Origin of the sequence: Nostoc sp. FACHB-892 (genome assembly GCF_014698795.1) — a bacterium.
Taxonomy (GTDB): Bacteria; Cyanobacteriota; Cyanobacteriia; order Cyanobacteriales; family Nostocaceae; genus Nostoc.
Genome location: NZ_JACJTR010000002.1, coordinates 251825 through 274612 on the forward strand (window position 1 = coordinate 251825; position 22788 = coordinate 274612).

Consider the following 22788-nt stretch of genomic DNA (forward strand, 5'->3'; position numbering starts at 1 on the left):
GGCGCGGACAAGATGCCTAAACCACGGAAAGCTGCCTTGCGTCTAGTGAGTGGCAAACTCCTCTTGATAGCCAAGTTTTATCTTAACATATCTTATGGGAGGTTTGAGGCTAATTTCCATCTGAGGAAGGAGGCAACAAACCGACCATCATAAAACACATTTGACTAGTTAATGAAAAAGTCAAGAGTCAAGGGTCATACAGTCAATAGTCAAAAAATTCTAGACTCTGGACTCCGCGAGGCGGATTAAAGACGTGGACTTATATCAATTATTTAAAACTCGCTCACCGATTATTGGCGTGGTTCACCTGCTACCACTGCCGACCTCACCTCGTTGGGGAGGTAGCCTAAAAGCGGTGATTGACCGCGCTGAACAAGAAGCCGTCGCCCTGGCAAGTGGAGGCGTTGACGGGCTGATTGTGGAAAACTTTTTCGACGCGCCCTTTACCAAAAACCAAGTTGATCCCGTGGTTGTGAGCGCCATGACCATTGTGGTGCAACGGATACAAAACTTGGTGACTTTGCCTATAGGGTTAAATGTTTTGCGAAACGACGGCAAAAGTGCATTGGCGATCGCTAGCTGTGTGCAAGCACAATTCATCCGCGTCAATGTTCTCACAGGGGTGATGGCAACCGACCAAGGATTAATTGAAGGAGAAGCCCATCAACTGCTCCGCTATCGACGCGAATTAGGCAGCAATGTTAAAATCCTGGCCGATGTTTTGGTAAAACACGCCCGTCCTTTGAGTTCTCCAAATCTCACAGTTGCTGTGAAAGACACCATTGAAAGGGGTTTAGCAGACGGAGTGATTTTATCTGGTTGGGCTACTGGTAGCCCTCCTAACTTAGAAGATTTGGAACTAGCTTGTGATGCAGCAGCTGGCACACCAGTATTCATCGGTAGTGGAGCTAATTGGGAAAATATTGATACATTGATGCAGGCAGCAGATGGTGTAATAGTTTCCAGTTCCCTGAAGCGTCACGGACGTATAGAGCAACCAATTGACCCAATTCGCGTCAGTCAATTTGTAGAAGCCGCACGTCGCAATTGGAACTCCAAAAGTGAAAGCAAATCAGCAGAACAAGTGAAGTTACATTCTTAAATGGGGCATGGGGAGAAATAATTAATACTCAATTGCCCAATGCCCAATGCCCAATGCCCATTAACCAATAACAGTTTATGATTCGCCGCCGTTCTACTCCTTGGATTCATAAATGGTCACGTCCATTGATTGCCGCGATCGCTGGATGCGGTGCCTTGATCACAGGTTATCTCACTATAGAGAAGTTAACAGGAGGCAGTGCAGCTTGTGTGGCACAGGTTGGTGCTAAGGGCTGTAATGATGTGCTTTCCAGCCCTTGGGCAACAGTTTTTGGTCAGCCATTAGCTTTGTTTGGGTTTTTGGCATACATTAGTATGGCAATATTTGCTTTGGCTCCTTTGGTATTTAACTCAGGGGACAACAATAATCGCAAACAATTGGAAAATTGGACATGGTGGCTGCTGCTGGCGGGAGCGATCGCTATGTCGGTCTTTAGCGGCTACTTAATGTACGTGCTGGCATCTCAAATCCAAGCTACTTGTCTTTACTGTATTGGTTCAGCTTTATTCTCCCTCAGTCTTTTAGTACTGACGATTATCGGTCGAACTTGGGAGGATATTGGACAAATATTATTTACCGCCCTTATTGTGGGGATGGTAACCCTGATTGGCACTTTAGGCGTCTATGCTGGCGTGAATCAATCAGATGTTACGTCTGGAACTCCTGGACAACCTGCAAAAATTACCTTTACTCCCAAGACAGATCCTAACCCAGCGTTCGGTTGGGAAGTTACCACCACTTCTGGTGAGGCAGAAATAGCCCTAGCTCGCCATCTAGCGAAAGTAGGCGCAAAGGAATACAGTGCTTACTGGTGTCCTCACTGCCATGAACAAAAGCTGCTTTTTGGTAAAGAAGCCGGGGAAATAATCAACAATGATATTAAGGTAGAGTGCGCTCCCGATGGGCTAAAAGCTCAACCCGAACTGTGTAAAGCCGCAAAAATTGAAGGCTTCCCCACTTGGATCATCGATGGTAAGAGCTATAGCGGAGTCCAAAATTTAGAGGAACTAGCGAAAGTTTCTGGTTACACGGGCCCTCGGAACTTCAAGTATTTCAGGTAATCGCCTTGAGAAAGCTTCATCTGCGCTTCTCAATAATTTGAAATGGCAACATCGGAACATCGATGTAGTTCACATCCTATAGCCAACTGCATGAATACAGCAAAGTCTGTTTCCAGTTGGCTTTTTTGTTTTTGGTAATAGACAATAGGTATTGTCCAATACGCAATTACTAATTTTCCTCCGGCTTTTATCTTCAAATATCTCAAGCAGAAGGAACTTAATTAAGTATATTTACTTTAATATAATGTATATTTTAATTTGTTGTTACAGCAATTGGGAGCTACCTTGGGATGTAATCATGTTAGAGCCGAATCCAAAGGTGTATCTATTGAAAGTTATTTAGCTCCCGCTTGAGCTATGTTAGTCCGATAGTTAATAGCTAAAGGAAATAGAGAATATTTCTCGACACTAGGTAATGGGAATGAATCAGCAGCTAGGCAAGCGTCTTGTGAAGTTAATCTTTGGACTGAAACAATCGCTTAGTCGAGGACACAGGGAGTTGATTACTGCTGCCAGCGTTGCAGTCTGCGTCCTGGTTTTGCACTCCATCGGATTACTGCAATCTTTGGAGTTGACAGCTTTGGATCAATTTTTTTGTTTACGTCCAAACGAACCGCCAGAAGAGCGTATTACGATCGTAGCGATTGATGAAACCGATTTAAAGCAAGTAGGTTCGTGGCCGATTCCAGATATAATTATTGCCCAGTTATTGCAAAAATTAAATGTCCACAAACCTCGTGCTATTGGCTTAGATATCTATAGAGATTTGTCAGTAAAGTCTGGTGTTGAAGAACTTAAAGATGTTTATAAGTCAATGCCCAATTTGATTGGTATTGAACTATTAGCAAATGATGAAAATAAAAACGTTAGGGTTTCACCTCCGCAAGGTCTAAATCAGGAGCAAGTGGGCTTTAACAACGTGTTATATGATCTTGATGGTAAAGTACGTCGCAGCTTGTTGTATTGGCACATTAATAGTCAGGGACACGAAAGTTTTGCTTTAAAGTTAGCTTTATTGTATTTAAAGCCAAAGGGAATTACTCCCACCGAAGCAAAAAACAACCCTACGTATTTGCAATTGGGTAAGGCAGTATTTACTCGTTTTGAAGCTAATGATGGTGGTTATGTGGGAGCTGATGACAGAGGCTATCAAATTTTGTCTAATTTTCCCAAACCCAAACTCAAATGTCAAAGTTTATCTGAAGAATTTTGTCATTTTCATCAGGTATCAATGAGAGATGTACTGGCAGATAAAGTCAAAGACAACTTGATTAAAGATCGAATTATACTAATTGGCTCCACTGCACCCAGTCTCCAAGATTTTGTCTTTATTCCCTATTCCAGCAGTCTAATGGGCCCGGCAAAACGTGTACCTGGTATTCAACTACAAGCTTATTTCATTAGTGAGTTAATCTCAGCGGCTCTGCAAGGACGACCCTTACTCAAAGTCTGGCCTGACTTAGTGGAAGACTTGTGGATTTTTATCTGGTCTTATCTAGGAACCGTGACGACATTGCGAATACGACACGCAACTAAAAGCCTCCTCAGCATTCTAGTTGCTTGTTTTATATTAACCCTGAGTGCGTATCTTGCTTTTTTGTCCGGTTGCTGGATACCGCTCATTCCCTCTCTGTTTAGCTTTGGCAGTTCAGCTATTTGGATGATCAGTCATATTGCCCATATGCAGGAAGAGTGGAAACGTTCCAAAGAATTTTTGCATCACGTAATCAATACAATTCCTGATCCAATTTTTGTGAAAAATGAACAACATCAGTGGATTGTTTTAAATGAGGCGTATTGTCGATTTATCGGTTATCCGAATAAGTTATTAATTGAAAAGTCAGACTATGACTTTTTCTCTAAACATGAAGCCGATGTGTTCCGACAACAGGATGATCTTGTTTTCCGAACTCAGCAACCCCAAGAACATGAAGAAGAATTTACAAATGCAGAGGGACAGACTTATCAAATTGCTACTAAGCGATCGCTCCACAAAGATTCAGCTGGTAATTTATTTTTAGTTGGAGTCATCAGAGATATTACTCAGCGCAAGCTCATGGAAGAGCGGCTTAAACGTACTGCTGCTAAACTATTCCGCTCTAACAACGAATTAAAACTCAAAGAAGACCACTTGCGTCACTTAGCATATCACGACCCCCTGACAGGTCTATCCAATCGCAAGTTTTTTGCCGAACAACTTGACGAGTCGTTACAGTGGGCGCAACACAACAACTTATTGCTAGGGCTGCTGTTTATTGATTTAGATGGCTTTAAGCAAGTCAATGATACTTTAGGACACGAGACGGGCGATCGCTTGCTAATGACTATTGCGAGACGACTAAGCAACTCTTTACGCGCTAGTGATACAGTTTCTCGTTTGGGTGGCGATGAGTTTACTGTGATTTTACGGGCAATTCCTGATGTTCAAATAGCTGCTAAAGTCGCAGAAAAAATTTTAAACAGTATTACTAAGCCAATTGTTTTGGACGGCTATGCAATCCGAGTCTCTGCCAGTATTGGCATTAGTGTTTACCCATACAACAGTCAAGACAGTGAAACTTTGATTAAACAAGCAGATGCAGCAATGTATCGTGCCAAGCACCAGGGCAAAAATCGTTACGAATTTGCTTAATTAGCCAAAACTTAAGCTTTCAGACTTTTATTACTTTAGTCAATATTTTTATCTCATAACTAAGAAACTAACTCTGATAAGTATTTTTACTCCCAAAAAATATACTTATGCTTCCTACTGGCATTACAGTATTTCGTAGGTTCATAGTTTTTTAAATCCTTTTAAAATAGCAATTTTGCTGTTTTCTATTTAAATATACTGAGTATATGCAAATCATATTATACAAATAAAACAGCATTTTTAATATTTTTCTGAGCCTCGATATTCACTTAGCATAGTGTTTATACTTAGAAAATTTAAATACTATTAATAAATAGGGCTTTAGGCATAATCCCCGCAGTCATTTATCAACATATCTAACTTTGGACTGATGTAAAAATAACATATTAAGAATATCACTTAAGTATGAAGACTATCTAATATCACTATTCCTTTTAAACTAATAGTACTAATAGTAAGAATTTAATAAAGTTGAAATTTATTCTTCCAGGAATTAAGTAAATATACGGTAGAAAAATAAAAAATACATTTTTAAGTGAAAAACTAATAAATTTACTGAAACCTATGAAGGCTAATTTGCGAATCACAAAGTTTATAATATTCTGTATAGGCGCTTACATCCTAATACCGAAAATTGCAACTTCCACAGGTATGTTCACTATTGCAAGAGCTGATACTTTTGGCGCTACTAGCAGCAATAGTTTAATTGCTCCTAAAGTTAACGATAAAGACAAATATGTTCCACCAAATTATGGTGGCCCCGACAGTCAGCAGGGTAGCGGCACTCGCTGATAGTAAAGTGCAATAAAAAGTCTAGTTGTCAATAAAAACCTCTTCGGGAAACTTACATCAAGATAATAGTGGAGATTTCCACCAATGATGTTTTTGTACAAGTGTGTGAACCTGCCAATTTGGATCTGGTTGAGGATAATCTAAACGGTAGTGTCCACCTCGACTTTCAGTTCTAAAAGCAGCACTTTTGAGAATTAAATCAGCCACATCTAATAAATTCCGAGTTTCTGCCCAAAGTCTCAATTGCCGTTCAACATCTGGTATGTCAAAACTAGCTGGTTCTGCGGGACGTAAAGCAAGTAAGAATTGACTTAAAGGCAAGATAGCGAAATCTTGCTGCCAAGATTCAACAGTGGCGATCGCAGTTTCCAATCTTGATTGCTCTCGACAAATACCAGCACTTTCCCACACTAAACGTGGTAACTTTTCCCTGAGTGCTTCTAGCTGTGCCTGCTGGATGTGCCACTCGCTAGCATTAGCACTAAATTTCTGTAATGGTAATAATGCTGTTTCTGACGGTAGCCCAATATTTTCTAACTCAATTTTGCCCATCTGGGCCCCAAACACAATACATTCCAGCAGGGAATTACTCGCAAGGCGATTTGCCCCATGCACACCAGTACTAGCGGTTTCACCCACCGCGTACAAACCGCGAATATCCGTGCGATTCATTAGATCCGCGACAATCCCACCCATCCAGTAATGGGCAGCAGGCGCTACAGGAATTGGTTCATGAAAGACATCAATGCCCCAATGCTGACAAACTTTGATGATATTGGGAAAGCGGTGATGAATTTTCTCGGCAGGGATAGGGCGCATATCTAACCACACATGGGCAGTCGCCAAATCAACGGCGGTACGTTGTAAATGGCTGAAAATTGCTCTACTGACAACATCTCTGGGTGCGAGTTCACCCGCAGGGTGGTAGTCAAAGGCAAAACGCCGCCCTTGATTATCGACAAGGTGTGCGCCCTCGCCGCGTACAGCTTCGCTAATTAGAAAGTGATCGGCACCAGGTTTAGTGAGGGCTGTGGGGTGAAATTGCACAAATTCCAAATCGCGGAGGGTAGCCCCAGCACGAGATGCGATCGCTACCCCATCTCCTGTACTTACAGCCGGGTTAGTAGTTTGGGCAAATATTTGACCGCCGCCACCAGTTGCCAGTACCACAGCACTAGCCTTTATCCATGTGATTTCACCTTGATAAAACAAGCTTATTCCCTGACAGCGACCACTTTCGGGTTCAATCCACAAACTCAAAGCTAAAGCTTGCTGAATGACTTGAATATTCTGGCGACGTAATACTTGGGCTGTGAGGGTGGTGGTAACTTCCCTTCCTGTGGTGTCTGCGGCGTGAAGAACACGGTTGCGAGAATGGGCAGCTTCTAAAGTTAAAGCCAAGGCTTGACCATGACGGTCAAAAGCAACTCCCAAGTTAACTAGGGATTGAATGCAGTTAGGAGCAAGTTGGGCGAGAAATTCTACAGCAGTGCGATCGCACAAACCCGCACCTGCTCGCATCGTATCTTCAATGTGTAGCGTCGGAGAATCTTCCGGGGCAACTGCTGCGGCGATGCCACCTTGGGCCCAATCACTGGCAGACAAAGCAACAGTTTCTTTGGTAATCAAGCCGACTCGCAAAGACTCTGGTAGGCACAAGGCGGTGTATAGTCCAGCAGCACCAGCGCCGACTACTAAGACATCAAATTGGCTAGGAATATCTATCTGAGGCAAGGTAATGGAGTAGGGGGAAGTGAGGAGTTAGAAGTTAGGAGTTAGGAGTTTTGAATTTTAACTCATAACTCCTAACTCCTATCATGTCCCACTCCCTAGAATCAGGAATGGGCTACTATTTGCTACATTAACTACAAGTTGTAGTTACCTGTAAATACCATTGTTAAAGCGATCATCTCCCTCGTTAAAGGCAGGCTCTAGTTCTGTCACGGTGAAATTACCGAGGTTAGCTTGCAGGGTTTGTTTTTGGCGATCGCTTAATCCTGGAAGATCCAATACATCCTCTACATTTTTGTAGGGAGCATTCATGATGATTTTCTTAGCCAAGGTAGGATAAAGCCCTGGATACTGTTGAAAAGCCCGGACGTTGGTATTATTCAAATCGATTTTTTTACCAAATTCGGTTCCTAGCTTTGCATCTGCCCGATTCTGCCGTTCAAGTGCCAGAATTGGGACTTGTGGAAAAGCAAAATTGAAACTAGCAGCTTGGGCTATCTGAGTTGTTCCCAGCCATCCCCAGCAACTAAGTAACAAACTAAACACTGTTAATAAACGCGCCAATCCTTTCACAATTTTCTACCTCTTTCCATCAAACAGAAATAAAAGTTTTAAGCTAACAGCAGTCATTAGTCATTAGTCATCAGTCATTAGTCAAAGCGCCAAGGACAAAAGACAAAGGACAAACATAGAAGTCTGTACGTCTGCGGCTACTCTTCTCCTTCGGAGACGCTAACGCGAACGAGAACGCCAAAGGCGAACCCGCAGCGTGCGTCAGCTTCTGGCGAACAGAACTTCAAAGACAAAACCTGATAGCTTAATCAACACAGCAGTCATCAGAAACTAATATACAGCGTATTAATATCCACAATATTTGCCGTTACTGGGTTTGACTATACTTTTGCCAAAAATTTTTATTATGGGAAGAGTATCTGCATAGCTGCAACAGGGTTCCATCCATTATCCTGGTAGCATTTCCAGCTAGACGAAATCTTTTTATAGTGGCTGATTCCACGTTTGAGCCAGACACGAAATTATCCGATGGCTAATACCGAAAACCCTAGCAAGAAGACTTGATGGTGATGGACTGTTATGTAATATTTCTTAACTAATTTATTATCTACAGCATCATTCTTGATGTGCTGTAGACTAGGCTGGAAAAAGTTTCGGTAAAGAAGCCTACACGCTCAGTGAGTGACTTCCTGCTTCTTGTCTTCTTCACGCTGCGATCGCAGCTAACAAAAATAGGCTGTCTACCAAAATTGTGCTTAAAACTGCCCCACTAAAGGCATACCAGTGTCTTTGCTTTAGACCTAAAGGTAAAATCCCGACTGTCAACAGGACTAAGGCAAGAATTATGGCCCAACTTTGTCCCCAAGGTGTTTGTACTTGCATCAGGGCATTATGTAATATTTGCCCTGCGCCATCTGCATCTACTCTCATAATTTGCCGCCAATAGGGCATCAAGTCTGCTATATAGAAATATACGTCGGTTAAGACTGTACCTAGTAAAGAACCTAAATAAAACCAGTTACCTACTTTGCCCCAATTCTTCGCCAAACACCAGCAAGCAAACGGTAATCCTATAGACTCCACTGGCAGATGCCACGCAGGTTCCCAACGTAACCAGCCCCAGTAAATAGCTCCTGCTAACCAACTCCAGCTAAATCCTAAGAGTAAATCTCCCCATACATAAGTCGCAGGACGTGACATTAAGGTAAAACTTAGCCACACCCAAAATGCTGCCAGCGCTAAACTTAGGCTTGGTAGCGATCGCACTATTGGCGCTTCTACAAATACTGGTACTGTTACCAAAAATACCGCCGCCCCAAACACTAACCAAGTTTGTCGGGCCGAAATAGATAAGGGAAGAGACGGAGAACAGGAGAGTGTAGATTCCAATTGCCTAATACCCTTCTGCCCAGTAACAGTTAAATCTAACTCTGTATCAATAGAAGGGGTAGAAGCAGTGTAGGAGGACAGTGTATTATTAATCAAAGTTTTTAATATTTGTTACTAAACTTTATTTTATTTAAGATATCACATTTTAAAATCCCCCCCTAGGGGATTGCCTAGGGCATTGTAATTATACTGAAATTTCGAGGAGCCCTGGCGCAAACTAAACAAAACATTCTGTACCAGACTAATTCACTCAAGTGGTCTTATTTACAGAACTCCTCTATAGTTCGCATTTACAAAGAACTACAGAGAGATGCAAGCTAATGTAACGGGTAAAAAGTCAATGGCATCAGTCCACTAAATATTAAAGTTTGATGAATTGCCAAAATTTCGTTGACTTCTTGAAGTGGGTGTAAGAACATGGCCAGCGTCTTGGATGGTGTTATTGATTTGGGAAAGCGGAATTTTCTATAATATTGGGTGCAGTAAAAAGTATATAAATTAACATCGCCAACTAAGTAATAATTGTTTACAGCAGGAAAAAGGTATTAATTGTATATGGAGTTTATTCAAGCTTTTATTTTGGGTATTGTTCAAGGTGTTACAGAGTTTTTGCCAATCAGCAGCACTGCACATCTTCTGATTGTGACCAAGGTATTTGGTTGGAAAGAACTAGGTTCTAAAGATTTTGTCGATGCAATTCAATTTGGCAGCGTTATAGCAATTGTGGGCTATTTTTGGTCGCTGATTTCTAATATTGTCAAAGGTGGAATTGAAGCAGTAAAAGATAAAGACTGGCAACGTGAGGAGTGGAAAATTCTTGTCGGTATTGTAGTAGGAACAATGCCTGCCTTAATTTTCGGCTTTATTTTGAAAGATGTTCTACCAGAGAGCGCATTAATTATTGCCATAATGTCAATTATCATGGCAATTTTACTAGCTTTGGCAGAAAAAATTGGCACTCGCAAGCGAGATTTTAATTCATTGCAGATTCGGGATGGTATTTTAGTTGGATTAGGACAAACACTTGCTTTAATTCCGGGTGTTTCTCGTTCTGGCTCAACGTTGACGACTGCCTTATTTTTAGGATTAGAACGCGATACAGCAGCGAAATTCTCCTTTTTATTAGGGTTTCCAACTCTTACCATTGCAACGCTGTATAAAAGTCTGAAAATCTTCAAGTTATTTGAAGCCCAACAGTTGCCAGATAACATTGTTGGACTATTAATTGTAGGGATTATTTCAACCTTTATTTTTTCTTACCTATCAATTGCATTCTTAATCAAGTATTTAGCAACCAAAAACACTTTAGTTTTCGTTTGGTATAGATTAGCATTTGGTAGCGTTATTTTAGCTGCGATCGCAGCAGGTTGGAGAGGATAATAATTATTAGTCATTAGTCATTAGTTTAAAAGAAATGACTAATGGCCAATGCCCCATACCCAATGCCCAATATACCCAATGAGTACCATTAATCCTGCCCGAATTACCAAAGTTATTCCAGATTCAATAGCCGCAGAGGTAGGCTTTGAGGCTGGTGATGCGATCGTTGCTATCAATGGTTCACGTCCCCGTGATTTAATTGATTATCAGTTTTTGTGTGCTGATGAAGTTTTAGAATTAGAAGTTTTAGACGCTGCTGGTAAAACTCATAGCCTAGAAATCGAAAAAGATTATGACCAAGACTTGGGGCTAGAATTTGAAACGGCCTTATTTGATGGCTTAATTCAGTGCAACAACCACTGTCCATTTTGCTTTATCGATCAACAGCCACCAGGTAAACGTACCACTTTGTACTTGAAAGATGACGATTACCGTTTGAGTTTTTTGTACGGCTCTTATCTTACCCTAACCAATTTGCCAGAACGAGAATGGCAGCGAATTGAGCAAATGCGCTTGTCTCCGTTGTATGTTTCTGTTCATGCTACAGAACCCGAAGTTAGAATTAGACTGCTAAAAAATCAGCGTGCAGGGCAAATCTTGCAACAACTCAAGTGGTTTCAACAAAGACGGCTACAAATTCATGCTCAAGTAGTTGTTTGTCCTGGCATAAATGATGGTAAACATCTAGAGCAAACTCTCAAAGATTTAGCATCCTTTCATACTGGTGAAGTGCCTGCGGTAGCATCGATAGCAGTTGTACCAGTTGGGTTGACACGGTTTCGGCCTTCAGAAGACGAACTCATACCCGTTACTAGAGAAAAAGCCCAAGAAGTGATTTCCCAAGTGCAAATGCTTTCGCGGCAATTTCGTCAAAAATTCGCCTCAAGCGTTGTTTGGTTAGCCGATGAGTGGTTTTTGATTGCAGGTGAGGAATTACCCAGTGAATCTGAATATGAAGAATATCCCCAAATTGATAACGGAGTTGGTTCGATTCAATTATTTATCAAGCAATTTGCCACCGTTGCAGCAGAATTACTACCACCAAAGGTATATCCTCAGAGGAAGTTGACTTGGGTAGTGGGCAACGCTGTAGAAAAAGCATTTCAACCCATTTTGAAACGGCTAAATTCTGTTGAAGGTTTAGAAGTAAATATGCGTGCTTTATGTAGTGATTATTGGGGACAATCTATCAGTGTAACCGGATTACTAACTGGTCATGATTTGCTTTTAAATTTAGAAGGGCAAGATTTAGGTGATGGCATTCTGCTACCGAATGTGATGTTAAAAAATGGAGAACTAGTGTTTTTAGATGATATGAGTATTGAGGAATTAGCTAGTAGATTAAATACAAAAATTTTTCCAGTAGCTGGAGTTGAAGATTTGGTTAAAAAATGTATTTTCAACTTTGTTCAAGTTTAGTGATGAAAGATCAGTCTTTTTCCGGAGGTAAATTATTGTTAGTTTGGATGATAAATGAGAAGTAATGATTAATAAATAATCCACTGGGGAGTCAGTAGTGAAGAATCAGGAACAATCTCATAAAAAGGTAAATTCACAAATCAAAAAAGCCGGATTCTTCATTTTAAGTTTTAACTTTTTAATTTTAAATAGTTTTAGTATTTTGCCAGTAACGGCGGCAACTGAAGAACCTGTATTGAGCGTAGTGCATAGCCAAGAAAATGCAAATCAATGGGTAGGGATCAGCGATCGCTTACAGGCAATGGGGGCAAAATATTGTGTAATTACCCTAAATGATGTAAAGAGTGTGGCAGATTGGGGCGATCGCCGAGTATTATTTTTGCCAAACGTCGAGACATTAACGCCAACCCAAGCGATCGCTCTCGAAGAATGGATGAGTAAGGGAGGGCGTTTGATTGCCAGTGGCCCTGTAGGTAGTCTGTCATCGCCAGGAGTACGTCAGTTATTGCGATCGCTCTTGGGAGGTTATTGGGGATTCAGCCTTAGTGAAACAGAACAAATCAAACCGACAAAAACCAAAATCTCAGAATGGGCTAATCAAACAGAACTTTTTGGCAAAGTACGCGGTGGTGTTGTGATTCCTAATGAGATGGGCACTGAATCTCCTGCTGTTTGGAATTCCAAAGATAATCCTGCCGCAGTAGTAACAACTGAGCGTTCCACCTTTTTAGGCTGGCGCTGGGGAACAGATACAGCTTCAGCAGTTGGACTAGATAATGCCTGGTTAAAAGCTGCTATCAATTACTATTTGACAGCGCCAGCACCATCGAATCGCATGAAAAAAGTAGCAGGAGGTTCCCCAAACTGTTCTACAACGGTGGCGGCTGCGTCAAGGAGACAAGGGGCACGGGAGCAAAGGGGCAGTTCATCTCCCTCATCTCCTCCTCCTAAAACTGCTACAGCTCCCATAGCTAAACCGCTTCCTACAGTCAAACCCCCAAGTTCCCAAGAGGCTATTGACCAATTAGAACAAGCAGTGGGTCTGGATGTTGTACCCAACTCCAATGAGCCGATTGACAACAATCAAGCGATCGCTCTCCAGCAAGAGCTAGAAAATCTGATTGGTCGGGTAGAAAGCGCTCATTTAGCAGCATCAGCCGATGCAGTTAACGAAGGCGTTGGAATCTCTGAGGAAAAGCAATTCTCTAGGCATTTAGACACCTACGCCTCCCAGTCTGTCAAAGAGCAATCCACGCAATTGGCTTCAACTAAACTGGAAGCGCTAGGTATGAGTAAAGACCAAGCCTTAGTACAAGCAAGGGGAATTGCCAGAAACTTACCCCAATTGATTGCCCAAAAAAACTACGCTTTGGCTCGTCAGCAGTGGCTAGCAGCAAAGACGATTTTGTGGCAGCAGTTTCCTGTTGATCAGAGACTCGCTCAACCAGAAATCCGAGCAGTTTGGTTAGATCGGGGGACGATTGTTCGTGCTGGTAACAAAGCAGGACTGTCCAAAATTTTTGATCGCCTAGCCCAAGCTGGGATTAATACCGTCTTCTTTGAAACTGTTAACGCTGGCTATACCATTTATCCAAGCCAAGTGGCAAAAGAGCAAAACCCATTAATTCGTGGGTGGGATCCACTGGCAGATGCGGTGAAATTAGCCCATGAGCGAGACATGGAATTACACGCGTGGGTTTGGACTTTTGCTGCTGGCAATCAACGGCACAATGAGATTATCAACGTTAATAGTAATTATCCAGGGCCAGTACTGGCGGCTCATCCCGATTGGGCAAACTATGATAACTTGGGCAACATGATTCCTATTGGTCAGACTAAGCCATTCTTCGACCCAGCTAACCCCGAAGTGCGGCAGTACTTGCTCAAGCTGTACGAGGAAATTGTTACTCGCTATAACGTGGATGGTCTACAGCTAGACTATATTCGCTATCCCTTTCAAGACCCATCAGCAGGTCGAAGCTATGGCTATGGCAAAGCTGCAAGAGCGCAATTTCAGCAGCTTACTGGTGTAGATCCAGTGAATATTTCCCCTAGCCAACCAGACTTGTGGCAAAAGTGGACGACATTTCGCACCGACCAAGTTGATAGCTTTGTCGCCCAATTATCACGGCAATTGAGACAAAAACAGCCGAATTTGATTTTATCGGTTGCAGTATTTCCTTTGCCGGAACTAGAGCGGATTCAGAAAATTCAACAAAACTGGGAAACTTGGGCAAGACGGGGGGATGTAGATTTAATTGTTCCCATGACTTATGCTCTAGATACTTCTCGCTTCCAACGACTGGCCCAACCCTGGATCGCTTCTAAACAATTGGGATCTACCTTGTTGCTACCAGGAATCCGCTTACTTTCTTTACCAACAATTGGGGCATTCGATCAACTCCAGTTAGTAAGGGACTTGCCAGTTAGTGGTTATGCCCTCTTTGCGGCAGAGAACTTTAACAACGAGCTACAAAAACTCTTTATTAGCACCCAAGGTAGAGTTAAAGCCACAACATCCACTACAATTGAACCTATTCCTCACCGCCAACCTTTTCAAACTGCCGCGATTCGTTACACCGCGCTGCAACGAGAATGGAAATTTGTTTTCCAAAATGACCAATTACAAAGACCAAATAAGACAATATCAGATTTTAATAACCAGGCAGAAGTTTTACGTAGTGCTTTAAATCAGCTTGGAGCTTCCCCTTCTTCTAGCAAGCTACTAATGGCTAGAGCCTCTCTAACCCGTTTCCAGTCTCAATTTCGGGCATTGATGAGCCAAGAGCTTAAGTCAAATTCTTATCAAGTCAAAGTTTGGGAAAATCGGCTTGTAACTATAGAAAGGCTATTACGTTACGGTGAACGGCGGCTGCAATTGCGTCCTTAGTGAAGAGGAAGTAGGGGAAGCAGGGAAGGCAAAAGAGTCTTAGTCTTATTAGCCAATAATTTTTTCTTCGCCTGCTCAAGAAAAGAAATAGAGAAAACTAGAGTTAACACTAAATATTGGTTCCTTTTGGGTAGAAGATCAAATTCCTCTTGAGAGACAATTACTCAAGTACAAATGGTTACTCGTACGCGCTATAGTACTTAAAGATACGACAAGGCCAACCTACTCACCTCATTGGAGTTTCTGTGGATATTACCTCCTGTTTACAGGCAAAAGTATCATTTCATGAGAGTGAAAGACGATTTAGCCCCATCTTCAACGATCCCTGCCAGTTTATCGGGTTGCTGGCAACAGAGGGTATCGTGCTAGCAGTTAACCAAAAAGCATTCCACTTTGGAGAATTACAGACACAAGATGTAGTTTAGTGTCCATATTGGAAAATAATATGGTGGACGTTACTTGTTAAGCAACAGTATCTGGAATATTATATTTATTCTCCTTCAACCCAGCAGTAATTTACAACTGCAAGAGTTCTGCATATGGCAGTACTACTTATTAGGAAAAATATTGTGGTTATTATGCGCTATCAAGCGCGGGAAATGCTGGAATCCTCTAGCTTTTGGGCTAGCGAACTCCATTCGTTATTGGAATCATTTTATCGCGCCGCGCTATTAATGTCGTTAATATACTAGGCATTGGATTAAAAATGAGAATTTTAAAAACTATATATAGCTACTAAGGTGAAGTATTTACCACAATTATTATAGAATTATATACAAAAATCATCGGTATTTTTCAAAAAAATAGAACATAAATTAAGATAAATTATGGCCAAAATATTAATAATAGAAGATGAAGAAGCCGTTCGTGAAAATATTTTGGATCTGTTAGAAGCTGAAGATTTTGAAACTATTGGTGCAGCTAATGGTAGAATTGGGGTAAATTTGGCTATATCGGAAGTTCCCGATTTAATTCTTTGTGATATGATGATGCCACAACTTGACGGTTATGGCGTATTAATAATATTACGGCAAAATCCAATAACTGCAACAATTCCTTTCATTTTTCTAACTGCAAAATCTGCAAAATCTGACTTCCGCCAAGGTATGAATATGGGTGCTGATGATTATATAACTAAGCCTTTCACCCGTGCTGAGTTATTAAGTGCCATTATAAACAGATTGGAAAAACACGCTACTTTAAAAAGGCATTTATCTCCTACAAGTGTCACTAAAAACTTGTCTCCTAAGATGCAGCTATTAGAAATTAGCTTACACCGGGCTATCAAACAACATAACTTTAAAGAATTTGAAATTTATTATCAACCAATCATTGATATTGCTTCTGGTAAAATAGTAGCTGCTGAAAGTTTATTGCGCTGGCAAAGCCCTGAATTAGGACTGATTTACCCAACAGAATTTATTTCGTTAGCAGAGTCTACGGGTTTAATTGTTCCAATTGGTAAATGGGTATTAAAAAATGTATGTAAGCAAATAAAAGGCTGGCGTGATGCCGGGATTTATTCTTTGACTGTTGCTGTTAATTTGTCAGTAATTGAATTTAATCAACCAGATTTTATTCATAATATAGTTAATTTTATAGCTATGAATAACTTAGAACCAGATGACTTAGAGCTAGAATTAACTGAAAGTATGATTATGCAAGACGTAAATAGTGCGATCGCTACTATGAGCAAATTGCAATCTTTGGGTATAAACATTGCAATTGATGATTTTGGTACAGGCTACTCTTCTTTAATTTATCTGAAAAATTTACCAATTAATACATTAAAAATCGACCGTTATTTTATTCATAATGTTGCTAACGATTCACAAAAATCAGCCATTACTCAAGCATTAATTCAAATGGCTCACAATCTCAATCTAGATGTAATAGCTGAAGGTGTAGAGACGGAATCAGAACTGGCTTTTTTGCGCCAACATAACTGTAATTCTATGCAAGGTTTTCTATTTAGTCGTCCATTGCCAGCAGCAGAATTTGAAAATTTTTTACTTAGCTAATAAATGCTTATATGTATAAATATTGGGGATTGGACATTGAAAATAGGGGAGTAATTATTTTCCTAGTACCTTAATAGTATTGACTAACTAAGAAAAATAGGACAAATAGGACTTTAGACGGGTGACATTGATTAAAACTCAAGTTTAAGGTAAGAAAATTGTGTCATAATATCTACCCCCATGAAAGTCTCTGCGCGTTTCTTGCTGCCAGTCTTTTTACTAACCTTGACAACAGCCTGTAACCAGACTCGCGCTTCTTCAGATAATTTTACACCACAAATATCCGGATCTTCTGCCCAACTGACACAGGATTCTACACAGCCAAAAAATATTGTCCGAACTGAAGCACTCTCACCGAAGCCCATCCGCATCAATCTAAAAAATTTACCAGCACCCTTCGCAACAGAAAGCGCCTCTAAGCGGCCTGAAGTTGTGCCCATTCCGCAAAATCCAGTGCTGCGTGTACCAGCAGGCTTTAGAGTTAACGTATTTGCAGAAGGTTTAGATGCCCCACGCTGGCTAGCTTTAACCCCCAGTGGTGATGTTCTGGTGACTGAAACCGGGCAAAACCGCATTCGTCTGTTACGTGACAGCAACAGTGACGGCGTAGCCGACGTTCGAGAAACTTTTGCTAGTAGCGACAACGAACTCAATAGACCCTTTGGTATGACTTTTGCAGATGATTCCTTTTTCCTAGGAAACACAGATGCTGTGGTGCGTTTTCCCTATACAAAAGGTCAAAATAAAATTACAGGTAAGGGAAAAAAAATTGCCGACTTACCTTCTCAAGGTTATAACAACCATTGGACACGCAATGTCGTTGTCTCGCCCGACGGTAATAAATTATATGTTTCAGTTGGTTCAGGAACGAATGTGGATGAAGAACCCCTACCACGGGCTTCAATACAGGTGATGAATTTAGATGGTTCCCAGCAGCGAACTTTCGCTTCCGGCTTGCGTAATCCTGTTGGTTTGGACTTTCATCCTGTAACTAAGGAGCTTTACACCACTGTCAACGAACGCGATGGAATCGGTGATAAATTAGTTCCAGACTATCTGACACGCGTTAAACAAGGGGCATTTTACGGTTGGCCCTATGCTTACCTAACACCAAACAACCTCGATCCACGCCAAAAGACGGAAGGCAAAAGTAAACGCCCCGACTTAGTAGCCCGTACCCAAACGCCAGATGTGCTGTTCCAAGCGCACTCAGCAGCATTGGGTTTGCAGTTTTATGATGGTAAAACGTTTCCAGAAAAATACCGGAACGGTGCTTTTACTGCTTTTCGTGGTTCTTGGAATCGCGATCGCGGTACTGGTTATAAAATTGTATTTGTTCCCTTCAATGCAAAAGGGCGATCGCTTGGCTACTACGAAGATTTTCTCACAGGCTTTTTACTAAATCCTTCTGTACCCACCACTTGGGGACGACCTGTAGGTTTACTCGTGCTGCTAGATGGCAGCCTACTACTAACAGAAGAAGCTAATAATCGGATTTACCGGATTCAGTATACGGGGGGATGAATGATTCCCTAGAGTAAATTTAGAGCAGTTGTGACTATATCTGCCTATCCAAGTTTATCTCGTTTACGGTAAATTACAGAAAAATACTAATACTCATCTGGTTGAGAAATTGATTATGACTCCCAATGAAAATAATACTCAGTCAAAGATCAACGAATTGCCTACACATTCAGGCACACGATACTGGGGTGAAGTGGAGGTAATTGAGGAGGGAGATACTTATAGAATTAGCCGTGTTGAAATCAAGCCCAGGCACGGAATAAAACCACAAATTCATTATCACCGCAATGAACATTGGGTTGTAGTTTCTGGTGTTGCAAAGGTGACATGTGGAGAAGAAGAAATATTGCTGAATCGAAACGAATCGACTTATGTCCCCGCAGCAACACTACATAAAGTAGAAAATCCTGGACATATTCCCCTAGTTATTCTAGAAATTCAAAATGGTGAATATTTGGGCGAAGATGATACAGAACGTCCTTATGATTTAAATTTGGTCAAACCCGTAGCTGAAGGTTAGTGAGTCCGGAGTTAGGAGTTGGGAATCAAGTGATTAATACCCAATGCCCAATGCCTAACTCAAAACCACCCTTCTTGTTCTAGGGTTTCAATCAGCTGCAAGCCACGCGGATCACCCACTCCTAACAATGAGGCTTTAGCGTCTGCCCGGACTCCTAAATCTTCATCTTCGGCAAAGGCTTGAATTAAAGCATCGATCGCTGTCGCATAAACTACATTAGAAGGCAATTCGCGGCACAGTTGACCAATTGCCCAAGCACTGTTACTTCTCACTGCTGCGACTGGATCTTTAACTAAGGCTTCAATTAATGGTGGTATTGCTCCTATAACTGCTTCATAACCTACTTCTGCCATCTGTGCTAAGGCGCTAGCAGCCCACAAACGCACTGCCGAAATGTCAGTTTTTAAAGCGTCTGCTAGGGGCGGTAAAGTACGGCGATCGCGACAGTTTCCTAAAGCCCAAACAACGCCTTTACGCACATAGCCATTCCAATCACTGTTTAATTGAGCAATTAATGGACTCACTGCTTCTGAACTGGGATTGCGTCCGAGGCCATAGGCTGCACTCACCCGCACCAAGGGACAGGTATCAGTTAACAGACGAATCAGATGGGGGGTAGCACGCGCATCTTCTATATCACAAAAAGCACGCGCCGCTAACATTCTTTGCTGGGGCTGGGGATTTTCCAACAGGGCCAGCATCACTTCTGGATCTGGTTTTGCCACAACTGATTCGTCAGTTAGCGGCTCTATTTTATCTAAGGGGCTTTCTAGCTCCTCCTCAATATCGAGTAGGCTTAGATCGTCTTCGTCATACATAATTTCATCTCAATCCCTTTTCGGGATCAACACATAATCCCCCGCGCCAATAAGTTAAAGCTTTATAAGTAGTATTAGTTGCGTAATTATACACTTTCCTTTCGCCTCGTTGAGATATAACTCAACGAGGAACGCTATAACTCAGACGCTAAAGTATGTTACTGCTATCCTATAGTTTATTTTTCTGCACTCAGAAATTTTACCATCCACAGGGATTGGGTTTGATAACCTAACTGATTATAAAGATTTAATGCAGGTTTGTTTGATTGAAATACTTGCAGTCCAATCTGGCGATCGCCTCTTTGAATAGCCCAATTCTCCACATATCGCATCAAGGCTCTACCAATACCCAGTCGCCGATGTTCTGGTACAACGTAGAGGATAAAGATGTGAGCATGACGGTTCCCATGCACTTGATCTATTGCATTGCCCACCCAGAGGCACGCTATCGGGGGATGGGCATTGGGCATTGGGAATGGCGCATGGAGAGGAATTTGCCCTTGCTTCCTGCTTCCTGCTCCCTGCTCCCCCTCTTCTTCTACCCACCACAAGGGCGTATCGCTAGAGAAGTATTGCTTAACTGTTTGTTCTAGGTGAAAAAAATCCTCATTGGGAAAGAGATCCTGGTAAGTTCGCTGCATGAATTTAAGCAGCAGCGCTCGATCCGAAGTGGAGCCACGGCGAATAATATACCCAGGTAATAGTTGCTCAGACACTGCTGATCTTTATTGACTTAGCTAGCTCGCGTTCTTTACTGCTAATGGTAAATCAGTTGGAGTAGGTTGAAAACTTACCCCAACCTCTTCAATTGGTGCGGGTGCTGCCATATCAGAGGGTAAAAAGATGCGGGCGCTAACTGCCACTAGGGCAAAGAAAAATACTAATACTGCAAACAGGGGGGCAATGTATTGACGAAAAATGGCCATATTCTAATTGCAAAAAGAGCTACGAACTTTTATGAAAATTTAGCTGAAGATTTGTGAAGTATTCTTGATTCATTTTAACAATTTTCTGTGCAAGGGAATCGGGCATTGGGTACTTGTACTGACAGTGGAGCCGAAGTACCGATCTGTCCGAATCTCAACTTCGCTTGATTTTCGTAAAGCCCCGTTGGCGCAGCCTTTGGCAGAGAAGTATTGGGCATTGGGTATAAGTCATGGAGCAAAGGTGAGAATTAAAATCACCTCTTTCCCATCTGCTCCCTGCTCCTCCTCATTCCCTGTCCCCTACTCTCACAGTACTATTGACCTTGCTCCAAGTCATCAAGCACTTTCTGGCAATACCAATTCTCCGGCAGTCCAGGATAAGTTTCTTTTGCCTGTTCAATTAACCTTTCAGCTTCAGCAGTGTCACCGGATAACTTAGCGATCAGCCTGTTTCTGAGATAGCTATCAGATACACCATCGTCTACCTGCTCTGGTATCCCTTGATTTATAGTTGATGGTCGAGACTGATCTCTTCGTAACTGCCAAAATAAAACGTAATAAAGTGTCCCAAAAATTAAAATTAGGCTGAGTGTTCCGAAAAAAGTTAGGAGGTTAAATGCTAGAAATCCCAGAACTAATTGTGAGAGAACATACCCAAGTAATAAACCAGTGAGTAAGAGGATGAATGTGCCGACAGCAATAACTACTTGATTCCCCATATATCCTCTTCTTCGTCCTCAAGTCCTGGTCTGGATACTGCCACTGGCTGAAGGTTCCAGGGGGCAAATACTGGCAATAGGAGTAATCCTGGAACAGCAGCGGCGATGGTAATTAAGAAAAATACTGGCCAACCCGTGCTTTGTGCGATCGCTCCTCCAGGTGCGGCCAGAATATCGCGGCTGACAGCCATTAAGCTGGATAACAAAGCATATTGGGTTGCGGAAAACCGCTGGTTACAAAGACTCATCAAAAAGGCAACAAAGGCTGCTGTCCCCAATCCACCACAAAATTGTTCTACGTTGATGGCAAGTACCATAGCTTGGTAGTTTTTACCGATGTATGCTAGGAAAAAGTAAGCTAAATTACTTACTGCTTGTAGAATACCAAAAACCCAAAGCGATCGATTGATGCCAATAGCACTCAAAATTGAACCACCTGCTAAAGCGCCAACAATCGTAGCAATTAAACCCATCCCCACTTGAATTGCCCCAATGTCGGTTTTGGTAAAACCAGTTTGCAGCAAAAAAGGTGTGGTCATATTGCTCAACAAAGCATCACCTAGCTTATATAGGGTAATGAATGCAAGCATTAGAATTGCTTTGATAATCCCTTGACGCTGAAAAAATTCTTGGAAGGGCAAGATTACAGCATCAGCGAGAGAACCTGGAGGGCTAATTTCCTTGGGTTCTGGTGCGAACAAGGTGGCAAGAATACCAACTACCATCGTCCCTGCCATAAACAAATAAACCGATGACCAAGGCAGTTTTTCAGCAATTATCAACGCTAAAGCACCTGCGGCTAATAGGGCTATTCGATAACCTAAGATAAAAACAGCTGCACCAGCACCCATTTCTAGTTTTTCTAAAACGTCGGTACGGTAGGCATCAGCAGCGATATCTTGAGTTGCACTGATAAAAGCAATGACTATGGCGTTGATGGCTAGTAGCTGTAATGCTTGTTTGGGTTGTTGAAAACCCATGACTGCGATCGCTACAATCAAAGCAATCTGCGTCAAAATTAACCAACCCCGTCGTCGCCCCAAAACTGGCAAAGTGAACCTGTCCACCACGGGTGCCCACAAAAACTTCAAGGAATAAGGCAAACTAGCAAGGCTAAACCAACCAATAGCGGCTAAATTTACCTTCTCCTCGGTCATCCAAGCCTTTAAGGTATTACCGATTAACAATAATGGTAAACCCGATGAAAAACCTAAAAATAATAAAGCCGCCATCTTGCGGCTACCGAAAACTCCCAGTAGCGATTTAATTTTCCTCATAGTTTCAACTTTTTGCCTCTTTTGAGGAAATTTCAATAAAATACAACGAGGAAATCGAAAAGTATATCATTTAA

The 22788-nt window shown here is 41.8% G+C and carries 20 protein-coding genes; 11 read left to right on the forward strand and 9 right to left on the reverse strand.

The window, feature by feature from the left end:
• Positions 1–253 precede the first annotated feature (253 nt).
• From btpA to H6G96_RS03795, 4 genes are all read left to right on the forward strand, one after another.
• Entirely contained in the window at positions 254–1102 is an 849-nt protein-coding gene (gene btpA, locus H6G96_RS03780; RefSeq protein WP_190910209.1) for a photosystem I biogenesis protein BtpA, read from the forward strand.
• A 77-nt stretch (positions 1103–1179) separates the two neighbouring features.
• Positions 1180–2163, forward strand: a complete 984-nt coding sequence (locus H6G96_RS03785; RefSeq protein WP_190910210.1) for a vitamin K epoxide reductase family protein — start codon at positions 1180–1182, stop codon at positions 2161–2163.
• 421 nt (positions 2164–2584) lie between these two features.
• A complete protein-coding gene (locus tag H6G96_RS03790; protein ID WP_190910211.1) occupies positions 2585–4795 on the forward strand; it encodes a CHASE2 domain-containing protein in 2211 nt (736 codons plus the stop codon).
• Positions 4796–5359: 564 nt separating this feature from the next.
• Positions 5360–5587 carry a hypothetical protein gene (locus H6G96_RS03795; RefSeq protein ID WP_190910212.1) on the forward strand — a complete coding sequence of 76 codons (228 nt, stop codon included), beginning with the start codon at positions 5360–5362 and terminating at the stop codon, positions 5585–5587.
• Between the two features lie 57 nt (positions 5588–5644).
• Here the strand turns inward: H6G96_RS03795 and nadB are convergent, their stop codons facing one another.
• The 3 genes from nadB to H6G96_RS03810 form a co-directional block, all read right to left on the reverse strand.
• Positions 5645–7321 (reverse strand): L-aspartate oxidase, encoded by a 1677-nt coding sequence (nadB, locus tag H6G96_RS03800; protein ID WP_190910213.1) that lies wholly within the window; start codon positions 7319–7321, stop codon positions 5645–5647.
• Positions 7322–7465: 144 nt separating this feature from the next.
• The gene (psbU, locus tag H6G96_RS03805; RefSeq protein WP_190910214.1) at positions 7466–7891 is read right to left on the reverse strand and encodes a photosystem II complex extrinsic protein PsbU; all 426 of its coding nucleotides are present in this window, start codon (positions 7889–7891) and stop codon (positions 7466–7468) included.
• A gap of 645 nt (positions 7892–8536) precedes the next feature.
• The gene (locus tag H6G96_RS03810; protein WP_190910215.1) at positions 8537–9316 is read right to left on the reverse strand and encodes a DUF3120 domain-containing protein; all 780 of its coding nucleotides are present in this window, start codon (positions 9314–9316) and stop codon (positions 8537–8539) included.
• Between the two features lie 459 nt (positions 9317–9775).
• Between H6G96_RS03810 and H6G96_RS03815 the strand changes: the two genes are divergently transcribed.
• The 5 genes from H6G96_RS03815 (at position 9776) to H6G96_RS03835 (ending at position 16930) form a co-directional block, all read left to right on the forward strand.
• Entirely contained in the window at positions 9776–10600 is an 825-nt protein-coding gene (locus tag H6G96_RS03815; protein ID WP_190910216.1) for an undecaprenyl-diphosphate phosphatase, read from the forward strand.
• 78 nt (positions 10601–10678) lie between these two features.
• On the forward strand, positions 10679–12019 hold the full coding sequence (locus tag H6G96_RS03820; RefSeq protein ID WP_190910217.1) for a TIGR03279 family radical SAM protein: 1341 nt from the start codon (positions 10679–10681) through the stop codon (positions 12017–12019).
• 97 nt (positions 12020–12116) lie between these two features.
• Positions 12117–14909, forward strand: a complete 2793-nt coding sequence (locus H6G96_RS03825) for a family 10 glycosylhydrolase (protein WP_190910218.1) — start codon at positions 12117–12119, stop codon at positions 14907–14909.
• Positions 14910–15154: 245 nt separating this feature from the next.
• On the forward strand, positions 15155–15334 hold the full coding sequence (locus H6G96_RS03830) for a hypothetical protein (protein ID WP_190910219.1): 180 nt from the start codon (positions 15155–15157) through the stop codon (positions 15332–15334).
• Between the two features lie 402 nt (positions 15335–15736).
• A complete protein-coding gene (locus H6G96_RS03835) occupies positions 15737–16930 on the forward strand; it encodes an EAL domain-containing response regulator (RefSeq protein ID WP_190910220.1) in 1194 nt (397 codons plus the stop codon).
• A gap of 131 nt (positions 16931–17061) precedes the next feature.
• Here H6G96_RS03835 and H6G96_RS41110 read toward each other — a convergent pair whose 3' ends face one another.
• Positions 17062–17370 (reverse strand): hypothetical protein, encoded by a 309-nt coding sequence (locus H6G96_RS41110; protein ID WP_242063160.1) that lies wholly within the window; start codon positions 17368–17370, stop codon positions 17062–17064.
• Between H6G96_RS41110 and H6G96_RS03840 the strand changes: the two genes are divergently transcribed.
• Both H6G96_RS03840 and H6G96_RS03845 read left to right on the forward strand, forming a co-directional pair.
• A complete protein-coding gene (locus H6G96_RS03840; protein WP_347242172.1) occupies positions 17363–18454 on the forward strand; it encodes a sorbosone dehydrogenase family protein in 1092 nt (363 codons plus the stop codon). The two genes, H6G96_RS41110 and H6G96_RS03840, sit on opposite strands and share 8 nt — an antisense overlap.
• Positions 18455–18569: 115 nt before the next feature.
• Positions 18570–18974 (forward strand): phosphomannose isomerase type II C-terminal cupin domain, encoded by a 405-nt coding sequence (locus H6G96_RS03845; protein WP_190910222.1) that lies wholly within the window; start codon positions 18570–18572, stop codon positions 18972–18974.
• Positions 18975–19033: 59 nt separating this feature from the next.
• Here the strand turns inward: H6G96_RS03845 and H6G96_RS03850 are convergent, their stop codons facing one another.
• From H6G96_RS03850 to H6G96_RS03870, 5 genes are all read right to left on the reverse strand, one after another.
• Positions 19034–19792 carry a HEAT repeat domain-containing protein gene (locus H6G96_RS03850; protein WP_190910223.1) on the reverse strand — a complete coding sequence of 253 codons (759 nt, stop codon included), beginning with the start codon at positions 19790–19792 and terminating at the stop codon, positions 19034–19036.
• A gap of 176 nt (positions 19793–19968) precedes the next feature.
• Positions 19969–20508, reverse strand: a complete 540-nt coding sequence (locus H6G96_RS03855; protein WP_347242173.1) for a GNAT family N-acetyltransferase — start codon at positions 20506–20508, stop codon at positions 19969–19971.
• A gap of 21 nt (positions 20509–20529) precedes the next feature.
• Positions 20530–20718 (reverse strand): hypothetical protein, encoded by a 189-nt coding sequence (locus H6G96_RS03860; protein WP_190910224.1) that lies wholly within the window; start codon positions 20716–20718, stop codon positions 20530–20532.
• Between the two features lie 314 nt (positions 20719–21032).
• Entirely contained in the window at positions 21033–21437 is a 405-nt protein-coding gene (locus tag H6G96_RS03865; RefSeq protein WP_190910225.1) for an ABC transporter permease, read from the reverse strand.
• Positions 21422–22714 carry an AmpG family muropeptide MFS transporter gene (locus H6G96_RS03870; RefSeq protein ID WP_190910226.1) on the reverse strand — a complete coding sequence of 431 codons (1293 nt, stop codon included), beginning with the start codon at positions 22712–22714 and terminating at the stop codon, positions 21422–21424. The genes H6G96_RS03865 and H6G96_RS03870 overlap by 16 nt, the downstream gene beginning before the upstream one ends.
• Positions 22715–22788 lie beyond the last annotated feature (74 nt).